At 34.5% G+C, this 18,393-nt stretch carries 13 protein-coding genes and 3 pseudogenes; 8 read left to right on the top strand and 8 right to left on the bottom strand.

What is annotated here, in order from left to right:
• Nucleotides 1-87 precede the first annotated feature (87 nt).
• Nucleotides 88-732 carry a DJ-1/PfpI family protein gene (locus JNUCC74_RS15135; RefSeq protein WP_454065986.1) on the top strand — a complete coding sequence of 215 codons (645 nt, stop codon included), beginning with the start codon at nucleotides 88-90 and terminating at the stop codon, nucleotides 730-732.
• A 452-nt stretch (nucleotides 733-1,184) separates the two neighbouring features.
• On the opposite strand, the pseudogene JNUCC74_RS15130 reads toward JNUCC74_RS15135, so the two are convergent.
• From JNUCC74_RS15130 to JNUCC74_RS15120, 3 genes and pseudogenes are all read right to left on the bottom strand, one after another.
• A pseudogene (locus JNUCC74_RS15130) lies at nucleotides 1,185-2,372 on the bottom strand (tyrosine-type recombinase/integrase).
• Nucleotides 2,365-2,463 carry an antirestriction protein ArdA gene (locus JNUCC74_RS15125; protein WP_454067910.1) on the bottom strand — a complete coding sequence of 33 codons (99 nt, stop codon included), beginning with the start codon at nucleotides 2,461-2,463 and terminating at the stop codon, nucleotides 2,365-2,367. Before JNUCC74_RS15125 ends, JNUCC74_RS15130 begins: the two are co-directional and overlap by 8 nt.
• A gap of 74 nt (nucleotides 2,464-2,537) precedes the next feature.
• On the bottom strand, nucleotides 2,538-3,215 hold the full coding sequence (locus JNUCC74_RS15120; RefSeq protein ID WP_454065985.1) for a hypothetical protein: 678 nt from the start codon (nucleotides 3,213-3,215) through the stop codon (nucleotides 2,538-2,540).
• A 459-nt stretch (nucleotides 3,216-3,674) separates the two neighbouring features.
• Between JNUCC74_RS15120 and JNUCC74_RS15115 the strand changes: the two are divergent.
• A pseudogene (locus JNUCC74_RS15115) lies at nucleotides 3,675-4,788 on the top strand (IS4 family transposase).
• A 445-nt stretch (nucleotides 4,789-5,233) separates the two neighbouring features.
• On the opposite strand, the gene JNUCC74_RS15110 reads toward JNUCC74_RS15115, so the two are convergent.
• The gene (locus JNUCC74_RS15110; RefSeq protein ID WP_454065984.1) at nucleotides 5,234-5,983 is read right to left on the bottom strand and encodes a hypothetical protein; all 750 of its coding nucleotides are present in this window, start codon (nucleotides 5,981-5,983) and stop codon (nucleotides 5,234-5,236) included.
• Nucleotides 5,984-6,289: 306 nt separating this feature from the next.
• Between JNUCC74_RS15110 and JNUCC74_RS15105 the strand changes: the two genes are divergently transcribed.
• Nucleotides 6,290-6,583, top strand: coding sequence for a hypothetical protein (locus tag JNUCC74_RS15105; protein ID WP_454065983.1), 294 nt, complete (start codon nucleotides 6,290-6,292; stop codon nucleotides 6,581-6,583).
• A 574-nt stretch (nucleotides 6,584-7,157) separates the two neighbouring features.
• Here the strand turns inward: JNUCC74_RS15105 and JNUCC74_RS15100 are convergent.
• The 4 genes and pseudogenes from JNUCC74_RS15100 to JNUCC74_RS15085 all read right to left on the bottom strand — a co-directional run.
• Nucleotides 7,158-7,495, bottom strand: a pseudogene (locus JNUCC74_RS15100) (tyrosine-type recombinase/integrase); the annotation flags it as partial.
• Nucleotides 7,496-7,863: 368 nt separating this feature from the next.
• Complete coding sequence (locus JNUCC74_RS15095; protein ID WP_077318266.1) at nucleotides 7,864-8,607, bottom strand: ABC transporter permease; 744 nt, start codon at nucleotides 8,605-8,607, stop codon at nucleotides 7,864-7,866.
• On the bottom strand, nucleotides 8,594-9,325 hold the full coding sequence (locus JNUCC74_RS15090) for an ABC transporter ATP-binding protein (RefSeq protein ID WP_454065982.1): 732 nt from the start codon (nucleotides 9,323-9,325) through the stop codon (nucleotides 8,594-8,596). Before JNUCC74_RS15090 ends, JNUCC74_RS15095 begins: the two co-directional genes overlap by 14 nt.
• Before the next feature lie 85 nt (nucleotides 9,326-9,410).
• Nucleotides 9,411-10,154, bottom strand: a complete 744-nt coding sequence (locus JNUCC74_RS15085) for a MerR family transcriptional regulator (protein ID WP_454065981.1) — start codon at nucleotides 10,152-10,154, stop codon at nucleotides 9,411-9,413.
• A gap of 891 nt (nucleotides 10,155-11,045) precedes the next feature.
• On the opposite strand from JNUCC74_RS15085, the gene JNUCC74_RS15080 reads away from it, so the two are divergent.
• The 5 genes from JNUCC74_RS15080 (at nucleotide 11,046) to JNUCC74_RS15060 (ending at nucleotide 18,342) form a co-directional block, all read left to right on the top strand.
• Nucleotides 11,046-12,368 (top strand): 6-phospho-beta-glucosidase, encoded by a 1,323-nt coding sequence (locus tag JNUCC74_RS15080; RefSeq protein WP_454065980.1) that lies wholly within the window; start codon nucleotides 11,046-11,048, stop codon nucleotides 12,366-12,368.
• Nucleotides 12,369-12,494: 126 nt separating this feature from the next.
• On the top strand, nucleotides 12,495-13,334 hold the full coding sequence (licT, locus tag JNUCC74_RS15075; RefSeq protein ID WP_454065979.1) for a BglG family transcription antiterminator LicT: 840 nt from the start codon (nucleotides 12,495-12,497) through the stop codon (nucleotides 13,332-13,334).
• Nucleotides 13,335-13,533: 199 nt separating this feature from the next.
• Nucleotides 13,534-15,456 (top strand): beta-glucoside-specific PTS transporter subunit IIABC, encoded by a 1,923-nt coding sequence (locus JNUCC74_RS15070; RefSeq protein WP_454065978.1) that lies wholly within the window; start codon nucleotides 13,534-13,536, stop codon nucleotides 15,454-15,456.
• Between the two features lie 765 nt (nucleotides 15,457-16,221).
• A complete protein-coding gene (locus JNUCC74_RS15065; protein WP_454065977.1) occupies nucleotides 16,222-16,407 on the top strand; it encodes a hypothetical protein in 186 nt (61 codons plus the stop codon).
• Between the two features lie 495 nt (nucleotides 16,408-16,902).
• Nucleotides 16,903-18,342, top strand: a complete 1,440-nt coding sequence (locus JNUCC74_RS15060; RefSeq protein ID WP_454065976.1) for a glycoside hydrolase family 1 protein — start codon at nucleotides 16,903-16,905, stop codon at nucleotides 18,340-18,342.
• Nucleotides 18,343-18,393 lie beyond the last annotated feature (51 nt).

Genomic DNA, 18,393 nt, shown 5'->3' with positions numbered 1-18,393 from the left:
CTAGATTATTGCCATATTGTTGTCAACAATAGATAAGTATAATAATAATAAAACAATCAATCTATTACAATCAAATGGAGGAAAATTATGAAAACAATCTATATTTATGTACTTGATACTTTAGCTGACTGGGAACTAGGATACGTTACTTCGGAGTTGAATTCTAGGAGATTTTTCAAAGAAGACGCGAATCAAGTATCGATTAAAACAGTCAGTTACTCCAAACAATCAATCAGTACAATGGGCGGAATGACAATAGTTCCTGACTACTTAATTGATGACATTATTGTAAGTGAAACAAGCATGCTGTTATTACCAGGTGCAGATACAGATACATGGAATGATCCAAAGCATGAAGCTATTCTCGTAAAAGCAAGCGAGTTGCTCTCTGTAGGTGCTACAGTATGTGCAATCTGTGGAGCTACCGCAGCACTTGCTAATTTTGGAATACTAGATAACCGTCCGCATACTAGCAATGGTCCGGGATTCCTTGAAATGATTTGTTCTGATTATAAAGGACAAGATTTTTATATAGACCAACCATCTATTGCATCTAATAACCTTATTACTGCTGGTTCCACTGAAGCTTTGCTATGGACGAAACAAATCATTGAGTGCTTAGATGTTTTTAAGTCAAACACATTAGAATCTTGGTATAATTATTTTAATACTGGCGATTCTAAATATTTCTTTGAACTTGTGCAAACTCTACCATCTAACAATAAAAATTAAACTATTTTTGTTATTATCAAAATCTTAAAAAGAGATTACTAAATGTGCTAATCTCTTTTTGATATTTTTATGTCCAGTAAATCAATTAATGAGTTTAATGCTGATGTATTAGTTGTATCACGTAGATTAAGGCACAGCTCACCAGAAATAACTTTAAAACATTATGCGCACTTATGGAGTAGAAATGATGAACCACTTGCAGAAAAAATTGCAGGGAATATTAAGTTTAATTTTTCTAAGGAAACTTATATGGATTTCAATGGAAATTAAAACTTTAAGATGGAATTGGTTCCCTGCCAAAATCCTACCATAAGGGAAAGTAAATTGTCTGAAAGCAGTGATAGCAAGGGTTCTAGGTAGCCCAGCTACAGTTAATGTGGAGTAGTTGTAGTAGAGATGGAAACCTTTGTGTATCAAGGGTTTTTGGCTCTTTTTAATTTTCCATTGCACTTTTATTGCACTTTTTGTTTTTGCTTTCTTAAATAGTTAACAGTGAATTGATTTTTTGGTGAGGAATTATATTTTTGTTCAGCTTGCTTGAATGTTATGATTCCATTTAGTTTGTTAGCTACTTCAAAGTTACTATTTGGATAGAGGTGTCCATATGTTCCTAAAGTCGTTTCAATATCTTCATGCCTTAGACGGTTTTTAATGATGAGTGGATTTTCTCCCATACTAATAAGTAACGAAGCATGAGAGTGACGTAATCCATGAATTCTAATTCGGTGAATCCCAGCTAGTTTAGCGCAACGTTCAATAGCATGTGAGAGAGTATGTTTTTGTGTGGGAACCATTGTAACTCATCACAAAATCTGTTTTGATAAGATCTTGTTGCACATTTTTCCATTCTGATAAAATACTTAGTGTACATTCATCAAGTACAATGTGTCGAACACTCGCTTTTGTTTTTGGTTCAACAAATCTGTAATTACTTTGGTTCTTGTAATAAAGATTTTTGTCGATGGTTAGTATCCCCGAATCAAATCAACATCCTCCCATTGAATGGCGGTGGCTTCACCAATTGGCATTCCTGTCATAAACAAGAACCATAAAGAAACAAAAAGGAAATGTTGGTAGTAATCCTCTTTATAAATGAAAGAGATTACTTTTTCAAATTCTTCTTTTGTCCAGAAGTCAATCTTTGTCTTTTGTTTTTTTACATTTCCAATAATCTTAGAAGGATTTGTTGTTGTAATGCCTAATACAATCGCTCTATCCATAGCAACAGAAAACAATCCTTGTACTGCTCTTACATATGAAGATTTTAGGTTTTTTGATAATTTCAGTTGCCAATTTTGTACATCAATGGGCTCAATATCAGGAACAGCCATTTTGTAAAAGTAAGGAAAGTGCTTCTTAATACTTGGTAAGCGATTTTCATATGTTCTGAGCTTTACTTGTGTCTTATACCAAGGAAGAAAAATCTCAAAGATATAATGTTCAAACAACATTTTGTTCTTGTTTTCACTTAATTCTTCTGGTTTCATAAGCAGCAGCTTCGAGTATTCTTCTCTTGCTTCTTTTTTAGTAGTAAATCCACTACGATATTTTTGAATCTTTTTCCCTTTAGAATCATATCCTAGATTTGCACGAAAATAGTAAGTACCATTTTTCGCTTTTTTAATCGGGTCTTTAGCCATAGTTTTTACTCCTTACCGTGAGAAACTTAAACCAAGCACCGACCAATTCGCCCTCATTGTATTTACCTAGATTCGCAATATAGACTTGCATATCGTCCATGGATTCACTTCCTTTCTTGAAAATAAAAAAGCAACAAGCGTATTTAATAGCTTGTTGCTACTGTATTATTTTATAAGTTGAGGCATATAAGAGTTTACTCTAAAAATTTTATTATTTCGGGTTGAAGAGTAAAAAGAATAGGTCTGCGAATACTCTCTTCCTTGAATATCGCAGAACATAATATCAAATTCCCATCTTATATTAGTAGCGGGATTAATTTCATCTAAGTTTTCATTAATAGCAGTCAAATATAAACAAAATTCAGTTAGATTCTCAACACGTAAAACATCCGTATCAATAGGTTCACTGACTCCCAGAATATTGTATCCATCATCATAATTATCTTTAAAAGCTATAGCAATATGTTCCATACCCTTGTGTTTCATATCATCATCTAAGTATTTAAGATGAATAGAAAAAGCAATACCAGCTCCTTCATTGATTATTTTGAAAGGAATCGAGATAATATTAATGTTATCTACTTTCTCCATTTCTCCTTCAAATCTATGTTTTTTGTATTTTGGAACAAGAGATAGATAAGGTAAATGCTTTAAACGTTCATTTTCTTCGCTAATAAGTAATTGCTCTTGATACTTCTTTTCTGATACTTTCATATTTTCTATATGATTCTCTTGCTGTAGCTTCATTGCTTCTTTATTTCTTTTTTTCGTAAAATAAAGAGTAATGTAACATACAACCAAAGATGTTAAAACCGGTACTATAATTTTAATAACATCTAGCATTAAAACACCCTTTTCTCTTTATGAAATCTTATCAAATGTTTTCATACTATTCAATAGATACTAAGCTCCAATAATACGATTGAATAACTCTAATAAAAATCTTTTGCGCCAGCTGCATTAAAGACTAAGCCCACTGCAATAATGAGAAAGCCAATGAGTTTGCTGAACTCACGTTTAAATCCAAGATACAAGCCAATCACAACAATTGCTAAAAGTACCAATGATTGAGCATTTGATAGAAACCAGTTATAAAGATTTGTCCAAAATTCATAAAATAATCACCTTTCTTTCTTTGCAATTAATCTATTTATATTAATGCACTAGCGTTGCATGAATTAAAACAAAATATTAAAAATACCCGAAATCTTCGCTAATTTGCTATGTCGCAAAGAAAAAGTCCTTTATAATGGATATAGTCAAGTGGTAACCCTTCCAAATCCAAAAATAAAGAACCTACTCATGGACAAGATTACACCAAAAACGTCATTTGGACAATGGTTTCATCAATTAATCTTCAACAGTTTGAAGAAAATGTGAAAACCATGAAATTAGATTACTATACGAAAAAGTTAACGACCGATTCATTTCTAAAATTATTGCTTTTTGCACAGCTGGAAGAAGTGAAGAGTTTACATGAACTAAACGCTTGTCTTTTCAACGATCAACTTCAAAACGAAATTGATCTTGACTCGATAAGTATCTCCCAGCTGTCTCGTCGATTGAATGGGATGAATCCAGAACTATTTCAAGGATTATTTCTTGATTTAGTGTCTCAGATTCACATTCAAACACACTATCCAAAGCTTCATATGCCCTTGAAGATCATCGATTCAACGACATTGCCACTAAATTTAACCAACCATAGCTGGGCAGAATTTCGCAAAACAAAAGCGGGTGTAAAAGTACATTTAAAACTCGTTTTTATGGCAAAAGGAACTTCCTACCCTGAAAAAACTGTTTTGACGAATGCGAAAGAACATGATCGCAGCCAGCTTGAAGTCTTAGTAGATGATAAGGAATGCATGTATGTGTTTGATCGTGGATACCTTGATTACGAACGTTTGGATCGCATGATGGATGATGGCTACTTTTTCCTCACAAGACTGCGAAAAAATGCATCTATACGAGCTGTTTATGACTTTAAACTGCCGGAAGATGCAACGGTTTTATCGGACCAAATGGTGTTGATTGGCACACCACAAAACCGGGCAGAAAATTATTTCCGGCTAATCAAAGTGGAGGATACAAAAGGAAATATCCTTCAGCTTATTACCAACCGTTTTGATTGGAGTGCCGAAGAAATCTCCGAAATGTATCAATCACGCTGGGCCATTGAATTGTTTTTCAAATGGATGAAACAACATGTGAACATCAAAAAGTTTTATGGCCATAGCGAATCAGCCGTTTACAATCGGTGTTTATTGCGCTTATCGTATTTTGTTTAAATGTACTCGTTCAACTCAAAGCAAACAGCAAGCGAAGTTTATTACAAATTAGCCGCTATTTAAGAGCATCTTTATGGAAACCAGCCTATATCTGGCTTCGAAAAATAGAAGGGAAAGGTGCTTCTTAATAAGAAAACGGCGCTGTCACTTTAGTCTAATTGTAAATATATTCCAAATGGATGGAGCCACCTTTAGATGGGTATTTACTTTTTTGGCTCTCTTAGAAAAAGTATTTAAACTGAAAACTTAGATATTATTTATGCAACGCTAGTGAAATATCATATTATATGAGTTGATACTTCTTGAAAAACCTTTTAAAATCAATGACATTGCTCTATAACCAGCATCGTGAAAGTAGAGTGGAAATAGAGGAAATAAATACGAGTTGTTACAAAAAAGGCTATAACCCTTAGTTTTATAGGGATTATAGTCTTTTTGTAAAAAGCTCAACCTCGTTGTATTTGCTTAAGTTTACAATATAGATTTGGATTTCCATATTAGTAATGCTTTCTTTTAGTACAACCTTAAACAGTATATCATGATAGAATTTGCTGTTTGAGATTGTAAAATATTTTATTTTGAGTGAATCATTTTTAATCTATACTTCTTATCTTGTTTTTCATTTTTATTATTAAGTTCTTGGTTAATAAATTCCATATGCCAATAAAGCTTTTGATGAATCCGTTTATTCCCCTTTTGAGAGTTGTTTGCTTGAATCATTTCAAATCCTTGCATAAGCGTTTGCGCACAAAAGTGACATATAGATAAATAATTTAAGAAGAATATTCCATCAAAATCTTTTCTTACAAAATCAGATAACTCACTAGTTTTCATTAACTCATCGACCACAGAATCGTCCAGTACAATTCTTGGATAAATAGCTACTTTATTTTCTAGATAGTATGATTTTAGCAATGCTTGTCCCCAAACCATAATATCATCTATAAATAATGATCCAATAGATATACCACCTCTTACAAGCCAACCAACTGAATCTGTAGCTGCAAGTACTTGAAAATGAGCAACACAATAAATTAATGCTCTTATTTCCAGTTTTCTATTAGTTTTATCTGTCGACAACTTTTTGCTAATAAGAATATTGTCAGAGAAGATTTTGAAATCTATATCTTTATTTTCATCCCAAGCAGTTTTTCTAGTAGATTCTATAGAATTAGTATAAAGATTATACAATTTATTCATCGCTATTTTTTGCTTATTGATATTATTTTGTATTTCTGATTTTATACCTAATAAGTCAATATACGCCACTATATATTCTGATGTTTCTCTATCATAAGAATCCACATTACTATTTACTAACATATTAGCTCCTTTTATAGTTATAAATCTTTTCTTACATACAATTATATCAGCGATTTTCTATATTTCCTAATATATTTATGATCCAATAATCTGATTGTATGGACAGAGCAATATATCAGTAACATTGAATATCAAATAACTTCATTCTTTTACTAATTCATTTGCACAGAGAGAGATTAAAAAGTAATGGCGAGTTGCAAGCAGTTCATCAGTACCTTTAAAAGACATTTAGTATTTGACTATTCGTTATGTTTTCTTTTCTAATCATTGATATAATCAACATATATGTCTTTGGAGGAACCTTAAATGAAATTTAAACTATCAGCCTCAATATTATTTATTGGAATTTTTCTGTTAAGAATATTGAAACCAGAGTTAAATATTGATTCGATTTCGGTAATGCTAATTGTATTAGCGTTAGTGCCTTGGTTTATTCAATACATAAAGTCTTTAGAAATAAATGGTCTTGGTAAAGTTGAGTTAATTACAGAAGACCAAAAGCAAGCAATCCAGAAGAACGCTGATGAAGCAGGAATTTTAACTGGTACTAAAGAGAATGAAATAAGTAATAATTTTTACATTTTACAATTTAAGATATGAAGATCCAAAACTTGCTCTTGCAGGTTTAAGAATTGAGTTAGAAAACACATTGATTAAATTAGTTGAAAAGAACTCTCTCGACGGTCAACGATTTGGTCTAAATAAAATGACTAACATTTTATCAAAAAACAATATCATTACTAGCGATGAAAGTTCATTGATATATGATATTTCAGGTGTTTTAAATCGTGCCGTTCACAGCCAATTGGGTGAGTATAACAGTGAAACTTTTGACTGGGTTTTTGACGTGGGATTGAAACTGTTAGACTCACTTGGAAAAAAGTTAAGTGACTAGACAAATGAAGAGACGTTCAAAGACTTGAACGCCCTATTAAGAATATTGAAGTTTAAGCTCTATTTCCAGATAGTAAACAGAAATTCTGATTAGGTGCAATTGCACTTTTATTGCACTTTTTATTATTTTCTATACAGTTTATTTGTTTCTATATGCCCCTAAACTCCTTGATATTACAGCATTTTGCTTTATATGCTGTACGCTTAAAACAGAGTGGGAATAGTAGAAGGAGAGCCGAAACCCCTTTGTTCATAAGGGTTTCGGCTCTTTACTCTATTTTCATTGCATTGTTATTGCATTATTAAATTCTTTACGTAGGTAACGAGCAGTGAATTGATTCTTGGGTGAAGTATCTTCATTTTCTGTTGCTGTTTGGTAAGACATAATACCTTCCAATTTATGGGCTACTTCAAAGTTACTATTAGGATACAAATGTCCGTAGGTGCCGAGTGTCGTTTCAATATCTTCATGCCCTAGGCGGTCTTTAATAATTAATGGATTTTCTCCCTACTAATAAGCAGAGAAGCATGAGAATGTCTTAAAGCATGTAATCTGATTTGATGAATCCCAGCTTTTTTAGAATAGCGTGTAATGGCATTTGCTAACGTATGCTTTTGTTAGAAGCAATTTTTTTGAAAAAAAATCTTAATAGACACAAAAAAGCCCAAACTGAACATAAGCTAGCTGGGCATAGATATTGTATATTGATAAATTACAATCCATAATAATCCAATAACACTTCAAGACGTTTCTTGATATGTCGAGTGATATCCAATCAGGGTAAACATAAATAAACACGGCGATAACCTCCTTCATACCGCTGTGTCCTAAAAAGGGCGATTTAATACACACTACTATGTCTTGTTTTTTTAAGAAAACGGCGGCTTTAATTATAAAATTTAAAACCGCCATTTTTCTGTTCCATAAACAATCAACCATTATCTCAAAACAACGGTTTTAAATTAAAGTGTTATTATCACATGAATTATTCCCACTTGAAAAATTTGATAGAAAGTCCTATACAAATTACTGCAACAATCCCCATTACAATGATTGGAAGTAAAATACTGTCAATTTCCATTCCAAGAGAGGCCGCTTTTATCAGCTTAATACCCTGTGTCAACGGCATAATATCAGCCATTCTTTGAAGTGCCTCTGGCATAACTTCATAAGGCAATGTTGCACCTGAAAAAATAAGCATAGGAAAATACAATAAAGTTGCTAGTACACTAGCTGTTTTTGTATTAGGTGCGAGACCGCCAACCATCATGCCAATACTAAAAATAGATAGCATAACTAAAAAATAACCACCAAAAAAATAAAACCATGAGCCAATCATTTGGAAATTGAAAAAAAATACGGCAACAAGATAAAGAAGTAGAAGTGACACGACTGCATATAATGAATAAATGACTACTTGCACGAATAAAATCATGACAGGTGTAACAGGTGTTACCTTAAACCGTTTCAGTATTTTTTTACTACGATATTCAGATATAACTAAAGGAAGTCCCATGACTCCACCAGCCAAAATGGAGATGGTAACAAGTGCACCGAAGGACTGCTGTAAAAAAGTATAATCTGCTCCATTAAAAGCGGGATTATCTCCATAAATAATGCCGAGTAAGACTAACACTATTAGCGGCATACAGATAGCAAAAATGAACATATCCATTCCTCTTAAAGAAAGTTTTAATTCGGTTTTAAGCATTGTTCTAAAAGTACTCATTTTCCATTTCCTCCTCTGTATACCATAAATAAGCATCTTCAAATTCATCAAAAGGACTTGAAGCTATAGCTTCCTCAACTGTTCCATAAAACACTATCTGCCCTTTTCTTAAAACGCAAATGCAATCACATAGAGCTTCAACTTCGTCCATAAAATGTGATGTTAAGAAAATTGTTAATCCTTTTTTCTTTAGACCAGAAAGAATTTTCCAGACATCCCGTCTCGCTCTTGCGTCAAGTCCGGTTGTTAATTCATCCAAAAAAACAACTTCTGGTTGAGGAATAAGGGCAAGAATAATGAATAACCTTTGGCGCTGACCTCCAGAAAGATCACTAACAAGATTTTTACGCCTATCATAAATACCAAATTGTGTCAATAAATCTTTATAATTTTCCGTTTTTTTATAAAGTGATTGGGTGACTTCACACAATTCTTTCACTGTTATTTTTTCTTGATAATTTGCTTCTTGAAATTGAACACCCACCTTTTGAAATAATTGTTTTCGTTCTGTCAATGGATTCTTCCCTAAAATAGTAACCCTTCCACTATCAGCTTTTTTTGTCCCTAGCATACACTCAATCGTTGTGCTTTTTCCTGCACCATTTGCACCAAGTAAACCAAATACCATTCCCCTTTTTATGGAAAAACTCAAGTTTTTTACTACTGGCAACCCAGTATAAGTCTTAGATAACTGTTCAACATGAATGACGGCTTGCATAAACATTTCCTCCTTGTTTTTATCACATAAATTTGTCCAATAAAAGAATAACACCAGCAAGAAGGCTGGTGTTAAAGTGTAGGGTTTAGTGAAATATGTTTTTCATATATTGCAGTTGATTAATCATGATCTGTGCATTGCTTTCAGCTTTGTTCAATGAATCTATTAACTTATCACATACTGAAATAATATCCTCGTTCTTCGTAGGTGTATTAAGTACTTTTTTTAAGTTTGTATTAGGATTTGAGGACAATGCATTAAGCATACGCAAAATTGACTCAAGGGAATAATTTGCACAACGGAGAGAGCGGATAATTTTTAACTGCCGAATATCTTTATCTCTATAAACGCGATAACCATTTTTTTTACGTTTAACTGATAAAAGACCATTCATCTCCCAGTTTCTAAGTGTATCCATAGAAATGTTAAGATATTGGGAAACTTCTTTTCTTTGCATGTACAGTTTATTTATTATTGATTTACCGTCTAAAAGCCTTTTCACTATCACTATAGCTTCTTCTGCATTTTTTCGCTCTTCTTGTAATTGGAGTATATATTCTTGAGTATGCTGAAGGGCCTTATCGTAATCGCCTGATGCTGAAGTCTTGACCATTTTGACAATTTTTTTTCTTAATCCATTTTGTAACACTTCTATTTGAAAGGCAAGTCGAGCAAGTCTGAATTGTTCTAAGTGAAGATCAGTGAAAACACGATAGCCATTTGCTTGACGTTTAGGTTTTGCAATAAGTTCTAAATCTTCATAGAGTCGTACTGTATTGGGATGAACTCCAATTATTTCAGCGATTTGTGAGGTTTTATAGGTATTCATGGTTAAATCACCTCCGTACATACTATCATCGTAACATCGATTAAAAGTCTGGTGTTATAATGGAGAGTTATATTATACAAAAAAATATATTCTGGATGTAATATATTTAATGGAAATGAGCTGAATAATGCAATGCATGTAATTCTTAACACCTTCAGTTTTTTATTTTAGGCTTTTGGAATGAAAAGTAAATTATGTTATTTACTAGAATCAATCGTAAAAATATGCTACATATCCTTCTATTCCTTTATGAAATTTAATAAGAGATAGATTATTCATCATAAAGTTTAATTCAATTAACTTTAAGGAGAAAAGGGGCAAGGTAAGATTCAAGATTTCTTAAATAAATGCAGTGATATAAAATATTCTGTAAAACTTAATCCGATTTTAAACTTTATATTCAACAAACATCTTGAACAAATATATAAATTACAGAATGAATTAGATGTTCTCCAACAAGAAGTTAAGAATTTGGAAGTAACTCTCAAAAGTATGAATTTGTTATCGATCAAGTAAACGCTAATTTACAAAAAAATTGATAGAGATATTTGGTATACAGGTAGAAATTCAGACGATGTGAAGGCATATCTTTCTTCTGTAGTTGAAATGCAAAATGTAGAAAAAAAGCTCTACAAATACTTGACTCAACCCTTTTTAATGTAAATGTTGACACCAATCAAAAAATGTGATAACTTAAAGCTATAATTAAATAAGTTAACCTTAAAATTTAAGGAATGTAACCTTAATTGGGCATAACCTGAATTGATTTGAAAACGCTATACGTGCGTTTTTAAACAGTTCGGGTTTTTTTATTGCCCACCGCTATCCCATGCATGAGGAATCGATTTTCAAAGAAAGAATGAGAGGTTTTAGTAATAGGAGGTCATTTTAATGAGTAAAGACGTTAAAATTGTCACAATAGGTGGGGGGTCAAGCTATACTCCAGAATTAGTCGAGGGATTTATAAAAAGATATGATAGTTTACCAGTCCGTGAGCTTTGGTTAGTTGATATCCCAGAAGGACAAGAAAAACTGGAAATCGTTGGTGGCTTAACTAAGCGTATGATTAAAGAAGCTGGCTTGCCGATTGATGTACATCTTACATTAGACCGCCGGGAAGCATTGAAAGATGCAGACTTTGTAACGACACAGTTACGTGTCGGTTTACTGGAAGCACGTGCAAAAGATGAACGTATTCCTTTAAAATATGACGTCATTGGTCAGGAAACAAATGGGCCGGGTGGACTTTTCAAAGGTTTGAGGACAATTCCGGTTATTTTAGATATCGTTAAAGATATGGAAGAATTATGTCCTGATGCATGGTTGATTAACTTCACCAACCCAGCAGGAATGGTGACAGAAGCAGTTCTCCGCCATAGTGATTGGAAGAAAATCATTGGTCTATGTAATGTCCCGGTCGGAATGAAAATGGGGATTGCAGATCAATTAGGTGTTGATCCTGAGCGGATTCAAATTGATTTTGCAGGATTGAACCATATGATTTACGGATTAAATGTATATCTAGATGGGGAAGTTTATACCGACCAATATATTGAAAAGATTGCTTCAGGAGACGTGTCAAGTGGAACGATGAGAAATATCGTCGACTTGAAATGGGAACCAGACTTTCTGAAAGCACTCCAAGCGATTCCTTGTCCTTATCACCGTTACTACTACAAGACAAATGAGATGTTTGAAGAAGAAAGTAAAGCAGCGGCGGAAGAAGGAACTCGAGCTGAAGTTGTTCAAAAACTAGAAAAAGATTTATTTGAGTTATATAAAGATGAAGACTTAACGATCAAGCCTCCACAATTAGAGGAAAGAGGCGGTGCTTACTATAGTGATGCAGCATGTAGTCTAATCGATTCTATCTATAATGATCGCAGAGATATTCAGCCTGTTAATACTATTAATAATGGAGCAATTGCAAGCATTCCAGATGACTCAGCTGTTGAAATCAATTCTGTTATTACAAAAGATGGTCCAAAACCAATCGCTATTGGCGATTTACCTGTAGCAACAAGAGGTCTTGTACAGCAAATTAAATCATTTGAAAGAGTTGCAGCAGAGGCTGCTGTAACCGGCAATTATCAAACAGCACTTCTAGCAATGACAATTAATCCACTCATTCCATCTGACACCATAGCAAAAGAAATTCTTGATGAAATGCTTGAAGCTCATCAAGAATATCTACCACAGTTTCAGAATAATTAATGACAGATAAGAAATAGTAATAGAATAGTCAAAAGGAGTTGGGCGAAGAGCTGTTTTAGTACTTTGCCCGCCTCATACACTGATTGTATATCAGATTTCCTAAAATATGATTCAGGTGTGAGTAATATGAAAATCAAAAAAATATTAAACAATAATGTAGCATTGACTTATAATGAGCAGCATCAAGAAGTTGTCGTTATGGGTTTAGGCTTGGCTTTTCAGAAAAAAGAAGGCGATTCCATCGATCCAGAAAAGGTAGAAAAGATCTTTATATTGGAGCATAAAGGTATATCTAATAAGATTGCTGAACTATTAAAAGAAATACCAGAGATTTATTTGGAATTAGCCCATCGAATTATTGAACTGGCCAAGTCTAGACTATCCTACCAATTAGATGATTATTTATATGTCGCTTTAATTGATCATTTGAACTTTGCCGTGGAACGCCATAAACTGGGATACGATTTGAAAAATGCATTGTTATGGGAAATTAGCAAGTACTACAAGCAAGAATACAAAATAGCGCTAGAAGCGCTGGACATTATTAACCAAGAATTAAATATAGAATTGCCAGAAGACGAAGCGGCTTCCATTGCATTGCATTTTGTTAATAGTCAGCTTTCTGGTGAGAATATGACAAAGACTGTTCAAGTGACGGAAATGGTCAATGACATATTAAATATCGTTAAATATTATTTTCAAATGGATTTAGATGAAGACTCAGTCAATTATGAGCGATTTTTGACACATTTGCGCTTTTTTGCCATGCGTTTTATTCGCAAAGAAAAATTGGAAGACACGTATGATGAGTTTTTATACGAGCAGATTAAAGTAAAATATGATAAAGCATATCGGTGCGCAGAGCGCATTGCCTCGTATATTAAAAAGGACTATAACTGGTCCATTTCACATGATGAAATATTATATTTAACTTTGCATATTCACCGGTTAACCAATCGAATTTAAGTAGGATTATTTAAAAGACTTTAATGAATAAACAAGCATTTCCTGAATGTATGTTAAAAGGGTTTTTTGTACTTTACAGAGACTAAGAATAGTAACATTCTTTTCTGTGAAAGTACAAACAAACATGGTATGGAATCTTGTTTGTAAAAGCATTCGGGTTTTTATTTTAAAAAAACAGATTAAAATTGGAGGGGTTAAAATGAAATATGAGAAGCTAGCGAAAGCCATAATCGAAAATGTCGGCGGTAAAGAAAACGTTAACAGTGTTGTGCATTGTATTACTCGCTTACGCTTCAAACTAAAAGATGAAGGAAAAGCGAATACACAAGTGCTGGAAAACATGGATGGCGTTGTTACGGTTAGACAAAGTGGCGGGCAGTATCAAGTTGTTATAGGGAACCACGTGCCTGATGTTTATAAAGCAGTTGTTGCTGAAGGTGGTTTCGAATTGAATAGACCGGTTGATGACCCGGATGATAATAGTGATAAAGGTAGCTTATTGGACCGATTTATCGATATGATTTCTGGTATTTTCCAGCCAATCTTAGCTGTATTAGTAGCCTCAGGTATGATCAAAGGGTTTAATGCGTTATTTATTGCGGCGGGTTGGCTTAATGAAGCAAGTGGAACCTACCAAGTTTTAAATGCAATTGGAGATGCATTGTTCTACTTCCTGCCAATATTCCTAGGATATACAGCAATGAAGAAATTTAGCGGAACACCTTTCTTAGGAATGTTGATAGCGGGTGCACTAGTTTATCCAGCGCTTGATCCGAGTGCTCAAGCGGGCGAGCCTTTATATACATTATTTGCAGGTACCCTATTTGAATCACCCGTTCATATTGAATTCTTTGGTATTCCAATTATTTTAATGACGTATGCAATGTCGGTTATTCCAATTATTTTTTCTACATTTTTCGCTGCAAAGCTTGAAAATTTTTTTGCGAAAATAGTACCAGACGTTGTAAAAACATTTATCGTCCCGATGCTGACCGTACTTATCATTGTTCCATTAACCTTTATTGTCATTGGTCCAATTGCTACATGGGCAAGTCAGTTGCTCGGAGCAGGAACCATTTGGTTATATGAGCTAAGTCCTGTGATTGCTGGAGCGGTTGTAGGTGCTTTCTGGTTAGTATTTGTTATGTTTGGACTGCACTGGGGACTTGTCCCAATCGGGATCAACAACTTTGCCAGTCAGGGGTGGGACCCGATCTTAGCATTAATGTTTGTCCATTCCTTTGCACTAGCTGGAGCTCTTACAGCAATCTGGATTAGAACGAAAAAACAAAAGTTGAAAACACTAACCCCTCCAGCTATCATATCAGCTATCTTTGGGGTAACAGAGCCTGGTATGTACGGGATAGCCTTACCACTTAAAAAACCATTTATCTTCACACTAATCGCATCAGGAATTGGCGGTGCATTATTAGGACTGTTTGGTACGATTGGCTATACAATGGGGGGACTTGGAATATTCCAGTTACCTAGCTTTATCCATCCAGAAGAAGGCATGAATGCTGCATTCATTGGTGCCCTTATCGCAGCTGTCGTTGGAACAGTGTTAGCTTTTGTACTGACTTACTTCTTTAGTGGTGCAAATAAAGAAAATGAAGAATCAACTCAACCAGCTCCACAAGCAGAAGATAACACGAAACAAAATGTAACAAGTGAAGTAATAAAAAGTCCGTTAAATGGTGAAGTATTCAAGTTAGCTGACATTTCCGATTCCGTTTTTGCATCAGGTGCGTTAGGGAAAGGTGTCGCAATCAAACCTTCAGAAGGAAAGTTAATTTCACCTGTAGCTGGTACGGTTTCTGCTTTATTTGATACACAACATGCGATTGGTATTGTAACAGAGCATGGTGCAGAATTATTAGTTCATATTGGTATGGATACGGTTCAATTAGAAGGACAGTTCTTTAACGCACATGTTGCTCAGGGAGACAAAATAGAAATAGGACAATTGCTTATTGAGTTTGATATAGAGGCAATTGAAAAAGCTGGCTATAATATTTTTACTCCCGTTGTTATTACAAACTTTGATCAATATACGTCCATTGAAACTGCAGAAGAGGGAACGATTCAGGTTGGAAAGCCAATTATATTTTTAGAGAAATAAAATAAAGCCTTCTATGGATGCAAGAAAAGATGCACCATTAAAAGCAGTAAACTTGTCAGAAAAACATAGGAGAAATTAATAATGTAATAAAGAGTAAACTAGTATCTATTTCATTGCTGGTATTGTTGTTATTGTTAAGTGCCTGTACAGATAGTAATTCTGCTACTAAAGAGAGTGGATAAAGTCAAGACGACCAAGAAAGCGAAGAGAGTCAAGAAGCTGAAGATGCCCAATATCCTGACTATTCATAGTTACCTGATAGTTAAACCCCATTTGGTGTAGTGGAGAACCCTGACGGGGCCAAGCATTAGTTTTTCATTAAGTAGCGGTATTCATATTTTGACTGAGGAAGTAGATGGGGAGACTTATTACTTCATAGATTTAAATAATAACGGAGAATTGGATACTTTTGAAGATTGACGTGAGGATACAGATACTCGTGCAACTGCACTAGCAGAAGTATTATCCGTAGATCAGATTGCTGGTTTGATGTTATTTAGTTCACATGAATGGGATCTCCTGATTTAACAAACGATTAAAAAGCATATTTAGAAAATGATAACCTGCGTAATGTGTTACATGCAGGATCGAACGATGTAGAGCAAGTGTAAAATGGATGAACTAGATGCAAGCATTTGTGGAAGATAGGAACGGAAGATGAGCCAATCATTCCGGTAAACTTTAGCTCTGACCCAACAAGTACGGCGGGTGAGGCGGATGTTATAATGCAGTGGGCGATATTTCACGCTGGCCATTAATTTAGGCTTGGCAGCAACGTTCAATCCGGATATCATGCGAGATTTCTCTAAGACACCATCTGAAGAGTACCAGGCATTAGGGCCACAAATTGATTTAGCGACTGAACCTCGTTGGTTACGGGTAGATGGAACGTTTGGTGAAGGAAGTAAATTAGCTACTGAGCTTGCGGAAGCTTATACGAATGAATCTTAGTCAACATTTGATGGAGATGGGAATGATTTAGGCTCGGGCGATGATTCCATTTCTATTATGATTAAACACTTCTCAGGAGAGGGTGCTGGCGAAGGTGGTTGTTAATCACATACGTTTCAAGGTAAGTTTGCGGTTTTTACAGGTGACAATTATGAGGAGCATCTAAATATATTCACAGGCGGGGGATTAAACCTAACTGGTAAAAAACAAAAGAACCCGCATCTGTCATGACTGTCTATTCCATTCAAGTAGATGGTAAAGGAGATGTGTTATTCGGTGATGAATACGTCGCTTCCGCATATAACGCTGACATCGTAGATCTCTTACGAAAGATAATGATTATGATGGTATCATTGACGATGAAAAAACAGAATGCTTTGTAGAGTAAGTTCACGAAAGAAAAGTTAGGTTAATACTTGAATGAAAGATGTTATCCAAGCGTTTACTCATAAAAACACTGCTTGGATGGCATTACAAAATGAAGGAGGTCATTATATGACAAAAAATACGAGATTTCCAGAAGGATTTTTATGGGGCGGAGCAACGGCTGCGAACCAGTTAGAAGGTGGCTTTGGTGAAGGTAATAAAGGATTGAATATTGCCGATGTCTTACCAGGTGGTAAAGAAAGGCTTAAAGTATTAAGTGAACCTGGGTTTGACTGGGAGATTGACAAAGATAAATATTACTACCCGAACCATTTAGGTATTGATTTTTATCACCGGTATAAAGAAGATATCGCTCTTTTCGCCGAAATGGGATTCAAAACCTATCGCTTATCCATTGCATGGTCTAGAATTTTTCCTAATGGAGATGAACTGGAGCCAAACGAAGAAGGATTGGCATTCTATGATCGTGTCTTTGATGAATTGGCAAAGTATGATATTGAACCTGTTGTTACTTTATCGCACTATGAAATGCCATTAAACTTAGTGAAAAATTATGGCGGCTGGAGAAATCGTGTGGTGATTACATTTTTCGAAAGATATGTTGAAACGGTATTAAACCGCTATAAAGATAAGGTGAAATATTGGTTGACATTTAACGAAATAAATAGTGGATTTATGATGCCGATCATGGGACTTGGATTTGCGATTCAAAAAGAAGAAGATAGGTACCAACCAACATTTCAAGCCCTGCATCATCAATTTGTCGCAAGTGCACTTGCTGTTAAAGCAGCACATCGAATTATCCCGGGATCTCAAGTAGGCTGTATGATTATTTATGCTCCAGTCTATTCCTATGATTCCAATCCTGAAAACGTCATGTATGCACATGAAGAAAGTCGTTTATTTAATAATTTCTGTACAGATGTTCAAGTTCGAGGGAAATATCCTACTTTCATTAATCGCTATTTCAAGGTACATGACATTAATATCGAAATGGGAGATGGCGACTTAGAATTGATTAAAGAAGGTACTGTTGACTTTATTTCTTTAAGTTACTATATGTCTCGTACAGAAAGAAAAGAAAAAACTACAGATGAAATCGGTCAAGGTAACATGGTTGGTGGTGTTAAAAATCCATTCCTTAAAGCAAGTGACTGGGGATGGGAAATTGACCCAACAGGTCTTCGTATTACACTTAATGAACTTTATGATCGGTATGAAGTACCGTTATTTGTAGTGGAAAATGGTTTAGGTGCTTATGACAAAGTAGAAGAGGATGGCAGTATCCAGGATGACTACCGTATCGAATACTTAAGAGAACATATTAATGCGGTCGGAGAGGCTATTAAAGATGGCGTAGAAGTGATGGGCTATACTTCTTGGGGATGTATCGACCTTGTAAGTGCATCAACAGGAGAAATGTCCAAGCGTTATGGCTTTATCTATGTAGACCTAGATGATGAAGGTAATGGTACATTAGAACGTATAAAGAAAAAATCATTCTATTGGTATAAAGACGTAATCGCTACGAATGGAGAAAAGCTATAATCTCTGGAGGAATCCTAAACAAATTTAATTTGTTACTTCCAATTGTCAAGT

It is taken from the genome of Cerasibacillus sp. JNUCC 74, from assembly GCF_053667775.1.
This window is presented reverse-complemented; position numbering and strand designations above follow the sequence as displayed.